The organism is Ochrobactrum sp. PL_is501, from assembly GCF_055816895.1.
Genome location: NZ_JBVPGR010000038.1, coordinates 99,563 through 114,780 on the forward strand (window position 1 = coordinate 99,563; position 15,218 = coordinate 114,780).

Sequence of the window (15,218 nt, forward strand, 5' to 3'; positions counted from 1 at the left end):
TCAATCTCTCGGAAGTGGTGGCGCAGCGGGAAGCTCAATGCCGAGAAGAGCGCCGATTGAGCTTAGTCCGATGCCAATTTGGGTGGTTTCGTCGATTTCAGCCGCGCTGAGACAGCCTTCGATCCAAAGGCCGTCAATCAGGGCGTTGACTGCGATGGCAAGGTTTCGGCACGATTGCGGGGCCGGTTCCCGGCCTTCTGCCGACAACACCTCGGCAATCAAGGTCTCGGTCGCCCGCCGGAAAGCGAGATAGCCTTCGCGATGTTCGTGCTCCAGATCCGGATCAAGATGAACCTGGCTGACGAAAGTCGCCCAGAGCGAGAGCATCCGCGGATCGGCCACAGCTCCGCCGAGGCTGGCTGCGATGAACCGCGTCAGCCGGTCGTGGGGCGTGCCGCCATCCGATTCCAGAACGCTAAGCGCGGGCAGGGTCATCATTTCGATCATGCGCTGGTAGGCGGCGGCGATGAGATTGGCCTTCGATGCGAAATGATGGCGGATCAGGCCATTGCTGACGCCTGCACGCGCCGCAACGGCACGAACCGTTGTCGCCTGTATTCCGAGATCGGCAATGCAGTCGAGCGTAGCCTCTATCATGTCCGTGCGACGATCGAAGTCCGGCGCACGTCGAAACGATGCGGTCATCCTCTCCTCCCTCGATGTCTGACTATGCACTTGCGCAATACTTATTCAAGTGTATAGTCGACGTCAAGGGAACGGTTGGCCGCTTGTCGAGAAGTCGAAAGAACTCCGAAGTGGCTGATAATAAAGCAATATCCAGGTGGCTTGCGACAAACCGCAAGGGTGTCGGGCCAAGGGAGGTTTGTGCCGCATGAGCCAAGGCGAAGAGGCGATCTCCGTCGTCGACCTTCACAAGCGTTTCGGTGATCTCGAGGTGCTTAAAGGCGTTTCACTCAGGGCGCGCGAGGGCGATGTCATCGCCATTATTGGCGGATCAGGCTCCGGTAAATCGACATTTCTTCGCTGCATCAACATGCTGGAACTGCCAACATCGGGGGCGGTCACCATCCACGGTGAAACCATTGCCATGCGAAACGCCGGCAATGGCGGCCAGATACCCGCGGACCGAAGGCAGATCGAGCGTATTCGCACGCGGCTTGGAATGGTCTTCCAGAGCTTCAATCTCTGGCAGCACATGACCGTTCTGGAGAATGTGATCGAAGCGCCTGTGCATGTGCTGGGCGTGCCCAAGGCCGAAGCGACAGAGCGGGCCGAAGCGCTTCTAAGGCGCGTCGGCCTTTACGAGAAGCGAGACGTCTATCCCGCTTTCATGTCCGGTGGCCAGCAGCAGCGTGCCGCGATTGCGCGGGCGCTGGCGATAGAGCCATTAGTGATGCTTTTCGACGAGCCGACATCTGCGCTGGACCCTGAACTGGTCGGCGAGGTACTCACTGTTATCGGTGATCTGGCCAAGGAAAAACGCACGATGATCCTGGTTACGCACGAGATGAAGTTTGCGCGCAAGGTCGCCAATCATATCGTTTTTCTGCACAATGGCAGGATTGAGGAAGAGGGGCCTCCCGAAGAGGTCTTCGGGGCGCCCAAATCCGAGCGATTGAAGAAGTTTATCAGTTCAACACACTGAAATGGGAATGGGAGGAGTACCAATGAAGTGTCTTTTGGCTAGTCTGTGCGTGGGTGTAACATTTGCCGTTGCGGGAGTGGGGGCGGCAAGCGCCGAACAGGTGAAACTCGGTATCGCAGCAGAACCTTATCCCCCTTTCACGGAACCTGACGCCACGGGAAAATGGCACGGCTGGGAAATCGATTTTGCGGATGCAGTCTGCAAAGAAGCCAAGCTTGATTGCGTGATAACGCCGGTCGCCTGGGATGGCATCATCCCCGCACTCACCACCGGCAAGATCGACATGATCGTCGGCTCAATGTCGATGACGCCTGAACGTCTCAAGACCATCGATTTCTCTGACAAATATTATAATACACCGACGATCGTCATCGGCACCAAGGATCTCAAATTCGACGCGACGCCGGAGGGGCTGAAGGACAAGACGATTGGCGTGCAGGTTTCTACCATCCATCAGGCCTATGCGGTGAAGCATTTCGCGCCCGCCGGTGCCACGATCAAGGAATATCAGACGCAGGACGAAGCCAACAACGACCTCACCGCCGGGCGCATCGATGCCGTGCAGGCGGACTCTCTGGCTCTGCGGACGTTCCTTGCGACGGATAACGGCAAGGCATGCTGCGAGGAAAAAGGAACCGTCGCTCAGGATGTCGAGGTTCTGGGGCCGGGCGTGGGCATCGGATTGCGCAAGGGCGATACGGAACTCAAGGACAAGCTGAACGCCGCGATCAAGGCCATCCGCGCGAATGGAACCTACGATGCCTTCACCAAAAAATATTTCGATTTCGACATTTACGGCCAGTGAGTTTCCTGGCCAGCCGGTTTCTCTTCGGCTGGCCTCCCCGATTTCAGCATGAACGGAACTGCCCATGGATGCACCACTGATCAACTGGAGCCTGCTTGCTCTCAATCCGCCGGGATGGGGAGGGGTGCTTCTGCAGGGTTTCTGGCACACGCTGCAAATTGCCGTTGGCGGTTATTCGCTCGGTCTGTTGATCGGAATGTTCGGTGCGCTGGGCAAGCTCTATGGCGGTCCGATCATTCGCGACCTTCTGGAAGTGTATACGACAGTGGTCCGCGCCGTGCCGGAACTGGTGCTGATCCTTATCCTGTACTACGCAGGCACCGACCTGTTGAACCAGTTGCTTGCTCTGCTTGGGCAAGGCAAGGTCGATATCAGCGGACTTGCGGCAGGTATTTTCGTCATCGGTGTCGTGCAGGGCGCATATTCGACGGAAGTCCTGCGCGGTGCGATCAAAGCGATCGCGCCCGGCCAGATCGAGGCGGCGCGCGCATTCGGCATGCCCCCGTCCAAGATGCTCAGACGCATCACGATACCGGCCATGTTGCCCTTCGCCACCCCTGGCCTTGCCAATCTGTGGCTTATCTCAACCAAGGATACAGCCCTTCTGGCGGTTGTCGGCTTCAGCGAACTGACCCTGGTGACGAGACAGGCAGCGGGCACGACCAAGCATTATCTGCTGTTCTTCATGGCCGCTGGCGTGCTGTATCTCGGGCTTACCCTGATTTCGAACGTCTTCATCGGCATTGTCGAGCGGCGCGCGCGCCGTGGTTTCGCACGGATTGACTGAGATGAGCACATCTTCAGCAGTATTGGAAAACCGGATATCCGTCAGAAACTGGCTCGAACCGCACCGCCTTGCGCTGATTGTCATCGCGATAGCGCTGTTTGCCTCGGCGGTGGTGCTTGGCCGCTGGGACTGGCTGCCGCAATACCTGCCTCGTCTGGGTTCCGGCATCGTAGTAACTCTGTTCATGCTTTTCGGGTCTGCAATTCTGGGGTTTATGCTGGCTCTTCCCCTCGGATTGCTTCAGGTGACCGGCCCATGGTGGTTGAGCTGGCCAGCGAAGGCGTTCTGCACCGTCATCCGGGGGACGCCGTTGCTGTTGCAGCTGTGGCTGCTCTATTACGGCCTTGGGTCGCTGTTTCCCTCCATTCCCGGCATTCGCGGCTCGTTTATCTGGCCTTATCTGCGCGAGGCATGGCCATATGGACTTGCCGCGCTGACGATCTCCTTCGCGGCCTATGAGGGGGAGGTCATGCGCGGTGCGTTTGCTGGCGTGCCATCCGGCGAGCTGCAGGCCGGTCGTGCCTTCGGCATGTCACCCTGGAAAGTGTTTCGCCGTATCTGGCTGCCGCGCGCGATCCATCGCGCCCTGCCGACACTGAACGGCGAAACGGTCCTTCAATTGAAATCGACGCCGCTGGTGGCAACCATAACCGTTGTCGATGTCTACGGCGTCGTTTCGCGGGTGCGCCAGGAAACCTATCTCACTTATGAACCGCTTCTGCTGTTGGCCTTGATCTACATGATATTGACCGCAGGCCTGGTCCTGGTCTTCCGGCGTCTTGAGAACCGAATTCCGACAAGAGGTGCTTGAATGCGCGATTTTTCGACTGCTATTCGCAACAACCTTCCAGAGCTGACAGCGTTGCGGCATGACCTTCATGCTCACCCTGAACTGGGGCTCGAGGAGAAACGGACCTCCGAGATCATTGCGCGGCAGCTCGAGGCCCTGGGATACAAGGTCACGCGAGGACTTGCAAAAACCGGGGTCATTGGGACTTTGACGAATGGATCGGGCCGGAAGTCGGTCGGCATTCGTGCCGATATCGACGCGCTTCCCATTCATGAGCAGACAAATCTGCCCTATTCCAGCAAATCCCCGGGTCTGATGCATGCCTGTGGACATGATGGCCATACGACGATGTTGCTCGGTGCTGCCAAGGCTCTGGCTGAACGGCGCAATTTCGACGGAACCATTCATCTGATTTTCCAGCCGGCGGAAGAGAATTTCGGCGGTGCCAAGATCATGATAGACGAAGGATTGTTCGACCGTTTTCCTTGTGATGCTGTTTTTGCCCTTCACAACGATCCCGGCATTCCCCTCGGCAAGTTTGCCTTCCGCGATGGGCCGATCATGGCGGCGGTCGATGAAGCATTTATCAGGGTGAACGGCTACGGCGGTCACGGCTCGGAACCGGAAAAAACCGCTGATCCGATAACCGCGGGCGCTTCGATTGTGATGGCCCTGCAGACCATCAAGTCCCGTAACGTGCCAGCGCTCGACCCGGCGGTTGTGACGGTTGCCGCATTCCATGGTGGTTCGGCCAGCAATATCATTCCATCGACGGCAGAAATCGTGGTCGGCATTCGCACTTTTTCGCCCACCATTCGCGATCAGATCGAGCAACGCATCAAACGTGTTGCAGCGCATCAGGCAGAGAGCTTCGGGCTAACTGCTGAAGTGGAGTATCTGTGCAGTTATGATGCGACGATCAACCATACCGCGGAAACTGATTTCGCGCGCTCACTGGCGGTGAACTCGTTTGGCGCAACGAACGTGATCGATCTGGAACGACCTTTCATGGGCAGCGAGGATTTTGCCTATATGCTCCGTGAGCGGCCCGGAACCTACTTCTTTGTGGGGGGCGGCAAGGGAGAAAACGATTTCCAGCTCCACCATCCGTCTTACGATTTCAACGATGATCTGATTCCCATCGGCGCGGCCTTCTGGACCGAGCTTGCTGAAGCCTATCTCAAACCCGAGTGATTTCCATGACTGCCGTTTATCAATTCAATGCAGCTATCGTCCGTACGCCGGGACGATCCGTCGTCAATGGTTTGCGCGCCGATGACAAGGGCAATCCGACCTACGAAGGTGTCAGGGAAGAACACGAAGCCTATGTGCAGGCGTTGCGAAACGCTGGTGTCGAGGTGACGGTTCTGCCGCCGATGGAGGATTTTCCGGATTCGATATTTGTAGAAGATCCGGCGCTGGTGTTCCACGAAGGCGCAGTTCTGCTGCGTCCCGGCGCACCATCGCGCATGGGTGAGACGGCTGAAATCGAACCGGTTCTGCGTTCGCTCTTTGAGAATGTCGTGTCGCTCCCTTCACCCGGTTTCGCCGATGGCGGTGATGTGCTGGTGACGCCCAAGGCGGTGATGATCGGCCTGTCGGCGCGTACCGACAAGAGTGGCGCCGAAGGGCTTCGGGCTGCACTGACGGCGCTCGGACGTGCCGCTGAGATTGTCGAGACGCCGAAGGGTGTACTGCACTTCAAGACCGACTGTTCGCTGTTGGACGAGGAGACGGTGCTTGCGACGCACAGGCTGGCGGGCTCGGGCTTCTTTCGAGGCATGCGTGAAATTGTGACGCCGGAGGGTGAAGAGGCAGCCGCCAATGCGCTTCGGGTCAACGATGTCGTTTTCGTCGGCGCGGACTATCCCCGCACGATCGATAAGCTTGATAAAGAGGGATATAAGGTTGTTGCCCTCAAGACAGGTGAAATTGGACGGATCGATGCAGGCTTGTCATGCATGTCGCTCAGGTGGCGGCGATAATTAGAAACAGATTTTACAATGGATCGGCGCGGTAATTCCGCGCCGATTTTCGTTTGATGTTGCTCAGGCCCGACGCCTTAATGGTGACGCGCTCAACGCACGAGGGAACGTTTGAAGCGAGCTTCGAGCTTCGCCTGGCCATATTCCAGCACGACGGACAGTGCCCAGTAGATCATTGATGCCGTGATGAGCATCTCGATATGCCGGAACTCGGTTTGGCCCTGTGTGCGGGCAAGATACATAAGCTCCCATACGCCGATGACAGAGACCAGCGACGAGTCTTTGAGCATCGCGATGAACTGGTTGCCCGTTGGCGGAATGATGATGCGCATCGCCTGCGGAAGAATGACCAGCCACATCGTTTGCGACGGTCCCAGACCCAGAGCGGCGGCACCTTCCTGCTGTCCGCGCGGGATGCTTTCGATGCCCGCACGAAAGATTTCCGTCATATAAGCGCCGTAACACAGCGAAAGCGCCAGAATACCGGCGGGGATCGGCCCAATGACATATCCCACCTGCGGCAAGCCGAGGTAAATAATGTAAATCTGCATCAGCAAGGGCAGGCCGCGGAAGAGCGAGGTGTAGAACGTCGCCAGACCATAGACCAGACCGTTCTTGGAGAGTTTGGCCACAGCGCCGATCAGCGCCAGAACGGTTGCGAAGAAGATGGAAGCGGTGGAAATGTAAAGCGTCGTGACGACGCCCTGACTGATGAGAAATCCGATTTTTTTGGCGATGAATTCAAACGAGAGATTGAATGAATAGAAGAAGACCATCAGCAGCAGGAACAGTTCCAGCCATATGGCTATAATCTGCACCCAACGTGGAAATAGTCTCAAAAAGCTCCAATTGGCGAAGATCAGGAGGCTAAGCAGAACGGAGGAAAGCAACGTCGCCTTGGTGAAACCCGCCTTCGCGACTTTGGGGTCGATCCCCAGCCAGTTTGTTATGCCCGAGAATCGGACATTCATGAAACAGAAGAGCGCTGTCAGGATAACAAAAAACGCTACCTGAACAGTTCGTTTAGCGGCCTCAGGCCGTGTCAGAAAAAACCTCCCGAGCATGTTCTCTCCCCTGTCAGCCTGCTTTTCGCTCGGCAAGCCAATCCTGCATCTGCAATTTCCAATAGGTCAACTGGGCGGCTGCGAGACCTGCGGCACCTCCCGCCCAGACCAGCCCGAATTTCTCGAAGAGCTTGTAGCGGTCACTTTGTCCGCAAATGGCTTCGGCGACGACCTTGCCGCCGATTGCGGTCGTGTTGAGCCCATGTCCGCCAAATGCCGTGCAGTACCAGGTGGCCCGATCGAGCTGGCCGATCTGGGGCATGAGATGTCTTGCGTAAGACATCAGGCCCGACCATGCGAGTTCCGTCTTCAGCGAAGCGAGCTGAGGGTAGGTCCCCACCATTTCGTTGCGCAGTTCCCGCACGACACCGGGCGTATCGGCTGCTCTTGTCGTGATGCGTCCGCCCCACAATAGTCTGCGGCCGCCATCAATCACGCGGTAATAGTCGCCCGCCCGGCGATTATCCCCAATCGCTGCGGTTGTGCGGATTGCTGATGCGATGAGTTCGGGCGCTTCTTCGCTGACCATCACATAAGTCGCGATGGGCAGATAGGCCCGCTTGATCTGACCAACCAGTCCATCGGTATAGCCTCCGGTGGTGATCAGAACTGCACCTGCCTTAACTTGCCCCTGTGCCGTTTTTATGAGCTTGCCATCTCTATCGTCGAGCAGCTGGACCACGCGGCTATGTTCGAATATCCGCCCGTCAAGCCGTTCGATCTCGCGACCGAGCGCCCGCAGATAATTCAGCGGGTGGATATGAAACGCATTGGGGTCTGTGACAGACTGGAAATAACGCTTGGAATTCAAAATATTGCGGGTTTCGGCTGTTGTATGAAATTCGAGCTTGTAGCCGTAGTCGCGGTAGAGTTCGTCGGCGTAGTGTTTCAGGCTGTCGCCATCGTCATACCGGCGAACGCTCATAATGCCGGGAGATAGCTGGGCTTCCTCGATGTTCAGCGAGGCAATGTTCTGGCGAACGAACTCGACGCCCTCGATCGACATTTCATGTAGCGTTCTGGCGACGGCATCGTTGGTGCGGGCGGCAATAGCATCACCGCCGGTCGCAAAACCGGGGCTGACAAATCCGCCATTGCGCCCGGACGCGCCGAAACCGATGCTTTCGGCTTCAAGAACAACAACTTTCTTGCCCGCGCGCGACATTTGCAAAGCAGCCGACAAACCGGCAAGCCCGCCGCCGATCACCGCGACGTCTGCTGTTATTTCACGCTCCAGCGTCGGACGTGCGAAGTCGTCCGCCTTGGTACGGCTGTAGTAAGTGACGGGATATGTCATCGTAACACCAAAATAAGGGTATCGGATGAGCCACCGCATGGATGGCTCATTTCAATATAGAAGCAGGGGACAGGTCAGTCGGCGCTGTAGTCCTTGCCGTACCACTTTGCGGTGAGCGTCCCGAGAGTGCCGTCGGACTTCATCTGCTTGATGATTTCGCCAATTTTGGCGGTCCAGTCAGGATCGTTCTTCTCGGCGATAACAACGAGCGGCTCGCGGAAAGCATAGTCGCCTTCAAGGATTTTTACAGGGTAGCCGTTCTTGATCGCGTTCTGGGCCGTCTGCTCCGGTGCGACAATCGCATCGATACGAACGCCATCACCCAGTCTCAGATCGTCGAACGGCAGCATGGAATCCGCGAAAGTGCGAATGTCGCCCGGTTCGAGCTTATATTCGATCGGGGGAAGGCCGGGCGCGTCGATCTCCAGCTGGTGACGCGCATAATCTTCCGAAGTGGTGGCGGTCTCGACGCCGATAACCTTGCCTTTGAGGTCTGCGACCGATTTCGCCTCGCTGTCCTTGTGCACGACATAGACATATGGGCTGTAATAATAAATGCCAGCAAAATCAATGACATTGGCGCGCGCCTTGGTCGGCGTGACCGATCCGACGCCTACGTCATAGCGCCCTTGCCAGCGTCCGCCGGTCAAGGTTGCCCAGTCCGGTGTCTCGAAGGATACCGCAACGCCGAGACGCTTGCCGATCTCGTTGGCCACGTCGACGTCAAAGCCTACGAGCTGGTTGGAATCATCGAGAAAGCTTTGAGGAGGCCAGCCTGCATTGGTTGCGACAACCATGGCTTTCTTTTCCATGACGCGATCCAGCGTCTCTCCCGCATGAGCCGCGAATCCCGTTGCCAGAATGGCGCCTGCGATACCCATTATTGTTATGATTTTTCTCATCTTATCGACCCCTCCACTGGTCTGACGCACGAGCATGGCATAAACACGCAAGCATCGGCTAGGCTGCTCGCGGAAACGAATTATGAAATTAGCGTATGATTATATGCTAATCGCGCAGGAGTCAGGTCAGGGCCGGACAAGTTCGGGGCCGTTCATATCCCACGGCCCCGAAGGCGAACTGTGCCGTGTGTCGGCGGCTACTGATTGCGGACGGCCATTGCCGTGACTTCAACCCGCATCTCCGGCGTTGCCAGCCCCGCAACGCCGACCGCGCAACGAACCGGAAAAGGTTTCTTGAAATAGCGCAGATAAACTTCGTTGAAGGCGGGGCGTTCGTTGATATCGGTCAGATAGATCGTCAGATGAATGACGTTCGCCAGGCTGCTGCCAGCCTTTTCAAGTGATGTTTTGAGGCTGTTCAGCGTGCATTCGCTTTGGGCGGTTATGTCGCCGGTTTCCATTGAGCCATCTGCCCGGATGGGAACATGGGTCGTTACAAGAAGATTGCCGATGCCTGCGACATCGGAAGAAATCTCGCTTTCGTCCGTATCCTCAAGAAAATAGGGCATTGCGTTGTTTGTCATGGTCATTCTCCAAGCAGGCTCATCTGAATTTGCGAAGCGCTTGTCGAATAAATCGCGCGTTAAAACAAGCCGCATGAACATCGTTCCCGCTCAAACCGAACGCCAAACGTTTCCAATGGCAACAGCTGAATGGCTCGAACGAGGTAGCAACATTGTGTATCCGCCATGCGGGCAACCTGTTGCGATGGGAAGCGGACAGGTCTAAGAAACAGGGTCGGAAGCGAGGAGGCTTCCACTCAACGACGACCGTTCTGGTCTGAAAGCTATCCATGACAGAAAAACATTCTCATCGCGGGCTCGTTGTCGCTGCGATCATGGCAAGCATGGCCATGATCGCCGTCGAGGCAACGATTGTGTCAACTGCAATGCCGCAGATCGCAGCGCAGCTGGGGCAGCTCAATCTGTATTCCTGGGTTTTCTCGTCGTTCCTGTTGAGCCAAACTGCAACGACGGTGGTGTTTGGCAAGCTGGCCGACATATACGGACGCAAGCCGGTGCTTGTTTTCGGCATTGCGCTGTTTCTTTCTGCGTCGGTATTGGCCGGTTTCTCCTGGTCGATGCCTTCGATGATTGTTTTCCGGTTATTGCAGGGCATCGGGGCGGGGGCCATCCAGCCAGCATCCATGACCGTGGTCGCGGATCTTTTTCCGGGCGCGCAGCGCAGCAAGGTGCAGGGATATCTTGCAAGCGTCTGGGCACTGTCAGCGGTTGTCGGCCCGCTGCTTGGCAGCCTGATCATTCATAATGTGAGCTGGGCCTGGGTGTTCTGGATCAACGTGCCGGTCGGCATCCTGGCGGCATCGGGTTTTCTTCTTTTCCTGCATGAAGAGAAGCGGACAAAGCCGGTTTCGGTCGATGTGCTGGGTGCGGCGCTTTTCGCCGTGTCCATCTCTTCCCTGATGATTGCGCTCACTCTTATCGAAAGTGCGGTCTCGCTCGAAGCGGTTCTGTCGTTCATTCTCTTTGGCTTGTCGCTGGTTGCCTTCATCTGGCAGGAGCGCCGTGCAAAGGAGCCGATGGTTGCGCCCGGCCTGTGGCTGAAGCGTCCGATCGCATTCTCCAATCTGGCGGTCTTTCTGGCCAGTATGTCGATCATGGGGCTGACGACATTCCTTCCGATGTATGTGCAGACGGTTCTTGATCGGTCTCCGGTGGTAGCGGGCTTTGCCTTGACCATGCTGCTGTTGGGCTGGCCATGCGGAGCAACGATTGCTTCGCGGCAGTTTACGCGTTTCGGACTGCGCCCCATCATGATTGCCGGGAGCATTTGCATTCCCATTGGAACATCTCTGCTCGTCATGCTCACCCCATCAAGCTCGGCCATTTTGGCCGGAGCCGGTTCTCTTGTCATGGGGTTCGGCATGGGGCTGCTTAATATCGGGGCGCTGATCTTGACGCAGGACAGCGTGAACTGGTCGGAGCGCGGCAGCGCCACGGCATCGAACGTATTCTCGCGCAATTTGGGCAGCACCCTTGGAGCGGCCATTCTGGGAGCGATTCTGGCCTACGGCCTCGCAAATGCCAACCACGGTGAAGCGATTACCTCGGACCAACTCCGGGATCTTCTGAACGGCGCGGAGATGTTGATTGATCGGCAGGAGCTTCGGCTGGCGCTTCAACAGGCGCTGCACGCAACGTTTGTTGCGATGATGCTTATCGCCGCGTTGATCGTACCGGCCTGCCTCTGTGTGCCGGGGGTTAAAAAGACATACGAAGAAAACGTGGTGACCTGAGCGCTCTCGAATTTTTGCAAGCAAAGGGCTTGGAGCGGTTCCTATTTGTACGGAATCACCGGAACCGCTCTAACGATTTGTTTGTCGCATTTTCAACGCATCGAAGCGGGATAAGAAATCAGTCCAGTGAACTGATTTCCCCGCGTAGACGTTTCACACTTTTGGCTCGAAAATGCTCCGGCTGATGATTGATTTCATGCCGGCTGAGCTTGCGCGGCTGCTGCAATCGCACCGGCGCACTTTGACGACGAAGAAAAAGCCTGAAAAGCAAAAATCCCGGACAAAGCCGGGATTTTGTTGCCTGTACTTAACGGAAAACTGGAGCGGGCGAAGGGATTCGAACCCTCGACCCCAACCTTGGCAAGGTTGTGCTCTACCCCTGAGCTACACCCGCTCGCGCCAGTAGTTTCCGTCAGGCAGGCGCTATATGAACCAACGCCCCGGAGATTGCAACAGGGAAATTGCAGGAAAATACAGTTTCAGTGAATTTAGCAGTCGGTTAAATCATAACTATCTGTAAATATTATCTTTTCCAGAGGTGTTTGTCAGGTTTTCGGCTGTGGTTTCTCCGCGAAACAGGAAAAATGCACCTCTGCGGATGGCGGAATCAGGCGCTTGCGGCGCGAGTCAGTTCGTAGCGTTTCGAACGATCAATCCAATTTGCGTTGCATGGTTTCTAAGCATGCAGCCATGGTCTATAAGCGCTGTTGCGTGTCGCCGAAACGTGAGGAGCGTGGTGACATGTCCAACATATCAGTGCCGAACAGAATGGGGTGGAAATCATGCCTTTGTCGCCGAGCGAGCTTCACGATTATCTTCAGAAACTTGGTATCGAAGTGAAAACGGTCGAACATCCTCCCTTGTTCACGGTCGCCGATTCCCAAAACCTGCGCGGTGAAATTCCCGGCGGTCATACGAAGAACCTCTTTTTGAAGGACAAGAAAGACAATTTCTTTCTGGTAACGGTGGAGGAAGATGCGGTTGTCGATCTGAAGTCGATCCATCAATTGATCGGCGCGGCAAGCCGCGTATCGTTCGGCAAGCCGGAGAAGCTGATGGAATATCTGGGCGTGATCCCCGGTTCGGTCACCGTATTCGGTGCGGTCAACGATACCGCGCATAATGTGCAGGTCGTTCTCGACGCCGATTTGATGAAACATGATGTCATCAACGGGCATCCGCTGACCAACGAAGCCACGACCTCTATCAAGCGCGACGATCTTGTCGCTTTTCTGAAGTCCACGGGACACGAACCGCGTATTCTGGCCGTTTCCGAGGGTGCGAAGGTGGATGCTTCGGTATAAACTGATTTTCGAAACCGGTTGCCTTTTCACACATGGCGAACAGCGATTGAAGTGAGGCGCGGGAGCGCTAGATTACAGCGCAAATTGCCTGATCAACCGTCTTGAATTTCGCCGTTGAAGATACGAACTGAAAGATCGACACCGGCTTGCATGCGGACTTTGCATGGGGCGGAAAATACGAAGGAATTTCTCATGACCAGCCAGAACAATCCTTATGCCGGCGCAGGCGGCCAGATGACGGCGAATGTCTCTTTCGGTTCGGCGCCAGCAGCCTCAGGGAGCACGGACCTTGTCAAGGACACGACGACGGCAGGCTTTCAGGCGGATGTGATCGCGGAATCCCGCAGGCAGCCGGTGCTTGTGGACTTCTGGGCGCCATGGTGCGGACCTTGCAAGCAGCTGACCCCGATCATCGAAAAAGCGGTTCGCGAGGCTGGCGGCGCCGTCAAGCTGGTCAAGATGAATATCGACGATCATCCGTCCATCGCTGGCCAGCTTGGCATTCAGTCCATTCCGGCGGTCATCGCTTTCGTCAATGGCCAGCCGGTCGATGGTTTCATGGGCGCGGTGCCGGAATCGAAGGTGAAGGAATTCATCGCCAAGATCGGCGGTCCGAGCGACGCGGAAACTGCGATTGCCGAGGCGGTCACAGCGGCGAACGAGCTGATGGAAGCCGGAGATTTCGTTCAGGCAGCGGAGATTTTCTCCTCCATTCTTCAGGCCGTGCCGGATAATGTCGATGCAGTCGTCGGACTTGCAACTTGCGTTCTGGAATCCGGCGATGCGGAAAAGGCGCGCGAAATTCTGGCTCAGGTTCCTGCCGACAAGCAGAATGCGCCTGCCGTTCGCGCACTGGAAGCGCGTCTCGCGCTCGCCGATCAGGTCAAGCTCATTGGCGATCCGATTGAGCTTGAAAAGCGAATTCAGGCCGATCCGAAGGATTATCAGGCCCGGTTCGACCTTGCGCAGGTGCGCAACGCGCAGGGGCGGCGTGAAGATGCAGCCAATGAGCTGCTTTTCATCATGAAGGCCAGCCGCGAGTGGAACGATGACGGTGCGCGCAAGCAGTTGCTCCAGTTCTTTGAGGCGTGGGGCAATGCCGATCCGGCGACGCTCGGTGCTCGGCGCAAGCTGTCGTCTCTTCTCTTTTCCTGATCGCATGCGGTCGGGATGTGACGGGTAAATTGCGTTTTCCCGTCACACAGAATCCAACTGTTAGAACCACCCCTGCGGTGGGCTCTAAAAGGAGGTTGCAATGCAGGTGGGCAATGCCCGTTATAGAACGGGCGCTGACATACCGGAAACCGTGCCGGTTTTTCCGTTGAAGGGGGCGCTGCTTCTGCCCGGTGGCCAGCTTCCGCTTAACATTTTCGAGCCGCGCTATCTGGCGATGGTGGAGAATGCCCTGGCAGGCAAACGCATCATTGGCCTGATCCAGCCGAAAATCGATGGCGACGACGACGAGACGATCGACGAACTGGATGAGAGCTTTCGTCCCCAGTTGAGCAATGTCGGTTGTCTCGGCCGCATCACGACCTTTGCCGAGACCGGCGATGGCCGCTTGCTGATTACCCTTCAGGGCATCTGCCGTTTTCGCGTGCGCGAGGAAGTCAACTGCCGCCAGCCGTACCGGCAATGCCGGATCATGCCGTTTCTGGCCGATCTGGAAGAAGCGCGGGATTCATCGGAAATCGACCGGGATGCCTTGCTGGGTGCATTCCGCGATTATCTGGAAGCGCACAATCTGGAAGCGGACTGGGACAGTATCGCGCGGGCGAACAACGAAACTCTCGTCAACGCGCTTTCCATCATGTCGCCATTCGGCCCGGCTGAAAAACAGGCGCTTCTGGAAGCCCCCGATCTGAAGACGCGTGCAGCGACCTTGATCGCCATCACGGAAATGGTATTGGCCAAGGTGAAGGACGACGATTTCGGTTCGCGTTTGCAATAGATTTCGGAAACAGGACAATGGAAGACAAGACGGATACCGGCAATATCGACGTGCGCCTGCTGGAACTGCTCGTTTGCCCACTCACCAAGGGGCCGCTGGAATATGATGCGGAACATGGCGAGCTGATCTCGCGCAAGGCAAAGCTTGCCTATCCGGTTCGCGGTGGCATCCCGATCATGCTGCCTTCCGAAGCGCGCAGCCTGACGGACTGACCGCAAGCGGGCTCATCGGTTGTGAATGCGCGAGACGCTGAGCAGCGCGTGCCGGATTGATGGTTATATAATTTCTGCACAAGCCCTCATCTTTTTCATAAGTTTCAGCCCTGCGCATTATTGCTTGTCGGACAACAGGGCTCTATAACCCTCGCGGAACTTGAAAAAGGCAGTAACGGAAGGCATCGCGCCGGTCGT

The 15,218-nt window shown here is 56.7% G+C and carries 16 protein-coding genes and 1 tRNA gene; 11 read left to right on the forward strand and 6 right to left on the reverse strand.

Going from position 1 to position 15,218, the window contains the following annotated elements; genetic code table 11:
• Positions 1–645, reverse strand: a complete 645-nt coding sequence (locus tag AC0TOF_RS17730; protein WP_473769209.1) for a TetR family transcriptional regulator C-terminal domain-containing protein — start codon at positions 643–645, stop codon at positions 1–3.
• 187 nt (positions 646–832) lie between these two features.
• Between AC0TOF_RS17730 and AC0TOF_RS17735 the strand changes: the two genes are divergently transcribed.
• The 6 genes from AC0TOF_RS17735 (at position 833) to AC0TOF_RS17760 (ending at position 5,973) form a co-directional block, all read left to right on the forward strand.
• Positions 833–1,606, forward strand: a complete 774-nt coding sequence (locus AC0TOF_RS17735; RefSeq protein ID WP_473769210.1) for an ABC transporter ATP-binding protein — start codon at positions 833–835, stop codon at positions 1,604–1,606.
• Between the two features lie 22 nt (positions 1,607–1,628).
• On the forward strand, positions 1,629–2,411 hold the full coding sequence (locus tag AC0TOF_RS17740) for a transporter substrate-binding domain-containing protein (protein WP_473769211.1): 783 nt from the start codon (positions 1,629–1,631) through the stop codon (positions 2,409–2,411).
• A 64-nt stretch (positions 2,412–2,475) separates the two neighbouring features.
• Positions 2,476–3,198, forward strand: a complete 723-nt coding sequence (locus AC0TOF_RS17745; protein WP_122002583.1) for an ABC transporter permease — start codon at positions 2,476–2,478, stop codon at positions 3,196–3,198.
• A 1-nt stretch (position 3,199) separates the two neighbouring features.
• A complete protein-coding gene (locus AC0TOF_RS17750; RefSeq protein WP_473769212.1) occupies positions 3,200–4,009 on the forward strand; it encodes an ABC transporter permease in 810 nt (269 codons plus the stop codon).
• Positions 4,010–5,182, forward strand: coding sequence for a M20 aminoacylase family protein (locus AC0TOF_RS17755; RefSeq protein ID WP_473769213.1), 1,173 nt, complete (start codon positions 4,010–4,012; stop codon positions 5,180–5,182).
• Between the two features lie 5 nt (positions 5,183–5,187).
• A complete protein-coding gene (locus tag AC0TOF_RS17760) occupies positions 5,188–5,973 on the forward strand; it encodes a dimethylarginine dimethylaminohydrolase family protein (protein WP_473769214.1) in 786 nt (261 codons plus the stop codon).
• A gap of 92 nt (positions 5,974–6,065) precedes the next feature.
• Here AC0TOF_RS17760 and AC0TOF_RS17765 read toward each other — a convergent pair whose 3' ends face one another.
• The 4 genes from AC0TOF_RS17765 to AC0TOF_RS17780 all read right to left on the reverse strand — a co-directional run bounded on the left by AC0TOF_RS17765 (position 6,066) and on the right by AC0TOF_RS17780 (position 9,820).
• Entirely contained in the window at positions 6,066–7,037 is a 972-nt protein-coding gene (locus AC0TOF_RS17765) for an amino acid ABC transporter permease (RefSeq protein ID WP_473769215.1), read from the reverse strand.
• A gap of 13 nt (positions 7,038–7,050) precedes the next feature.
• Positions 7,051–8,334, reverse strand: a complete 1,284-nt coding sequence (locus AC0TOF_RS17770) for an NAD(P)/FAD-dependent oxidoreductase (RefSeq protein WP_473769216.1) — start codon at positions 8,332–8,334, stop codon at positions 7,051–7,053.
• A 74-nt stretch (positions 8,335–8,408) separates the two neighbouring features.
• Positions 8,409–9,236 carry a transporter substrate-binding domain-containing protein gene (locus tag AC0TOF_RS17775; protein WP_473769217.1) on the reverse strand — a complete coding sequence of 276 codons (828 nt, stop codon included), beginning with the start codon at positions 9,234–9,236 and terminating at the stop codon, positions 8,409–8,411.
• A 197-nt stretch (positions 9,237–9,433) separates the two neighbouring features.
• Positions 9,434–9,820, reverse strand: a complete 387-nt coding sequence (locus tag AC0TOF_RS17780; RefSeq protein WP_473769218.1) for a RidA family protein — start codon at positions 9,818–9,820, stop codon at positions 9,434–9,436.
• A gap of 269 nt (positions 9,821–10,089) precedes the next feature.
• Here AC0TOF_RS17780 and AC0TOF_RS17785 point away from each other — a divergent pair, with 269 nt between their 5' ends.
• Positions 10,090–11,553 carry an MDR family MFS transporter gene (locus AC0TOF_RS17785; RefSeq protein ID WP_473769219.1) on the forward strand — a complete coding sequence of 488 codons (1,464 nt, stop codon included), beginning with the start codon at positions 10,090–10,092 and terminating at the stop codon, positions 11,551–11,553.
• Positions 11,554–11,872: 319 nt separating this feature from the next.
• Here AC0TOF_RS17785 and AC0TOF_RS17790 read toward each other — a convergent pair.
• A tRNA-Gly gene (locus AC0TOF_RS17790) sits at positions 11,873–11,947 on the reverse strand.
• A 388-nt stretch (positions 11,948–12,335) separates the two neighbouring features.
• Here AC0TOF_RS17790 and AC0TOF_RS17795 point away from each other — a divergent pair.
• The 4 genes from AC0TOF_RS17795 (at position 12,336) to AC0TOF_RS17810 (ending at position 15,020) form a co-directional block, all read left to right on the forward strand.
• A complete protein-coding gene (locus tag AC0TOF_RS17795; RefSeq protein WP_473769220.1) occupies positions 12,336–12,857 on the forward strand; it encodes a prolyl-tRNA synthetase associated domain-containing protein in 522 nt (173 codons plus the stop codon).
• 192 nt (positions 12,858–13,049) lie between these two features.
• Positions 13,050–14,012, forward strand: a complete 963-nt coding sequence (trxA, locus tag AC0TOF_RS17800; RefSeq protein ID WP_473769221.1) for a thioredoxin — start codon at positions 13,050–13,052, stop codon at positions 14,010–14,012.
• A gap of 100 nt (positions 14,013–14,112) precedes the next feature.
• The gene (locus AC0TOF_RS17805) at positions 14,113–14,808 is read left to right on the forward strand and encodes an LON peptidase substrate-binding domain-containing protein (RefSeq protein ID WP_122002574.1); all 696 of its coding nucleotides are present in this window, start codon (positions 14,113–14,115) and stop codon (positions 14,806–14,808) included.
• A gap of 17 nt (positions 14,809–14,825) precedes the next feature.
• A complete protein-coding gene (locus tag AC0TOF_RS17810; RefSeq protein ID WP_122002573.1) occupies positions 14,826–15,020 on the forward strand; it encodes a Trm112 family protein in 195 nt (64 codons plus the stop codon).
• The last annotated feature ends 198 nt before the right edge of the window (positions 15,021–15,218 follow it).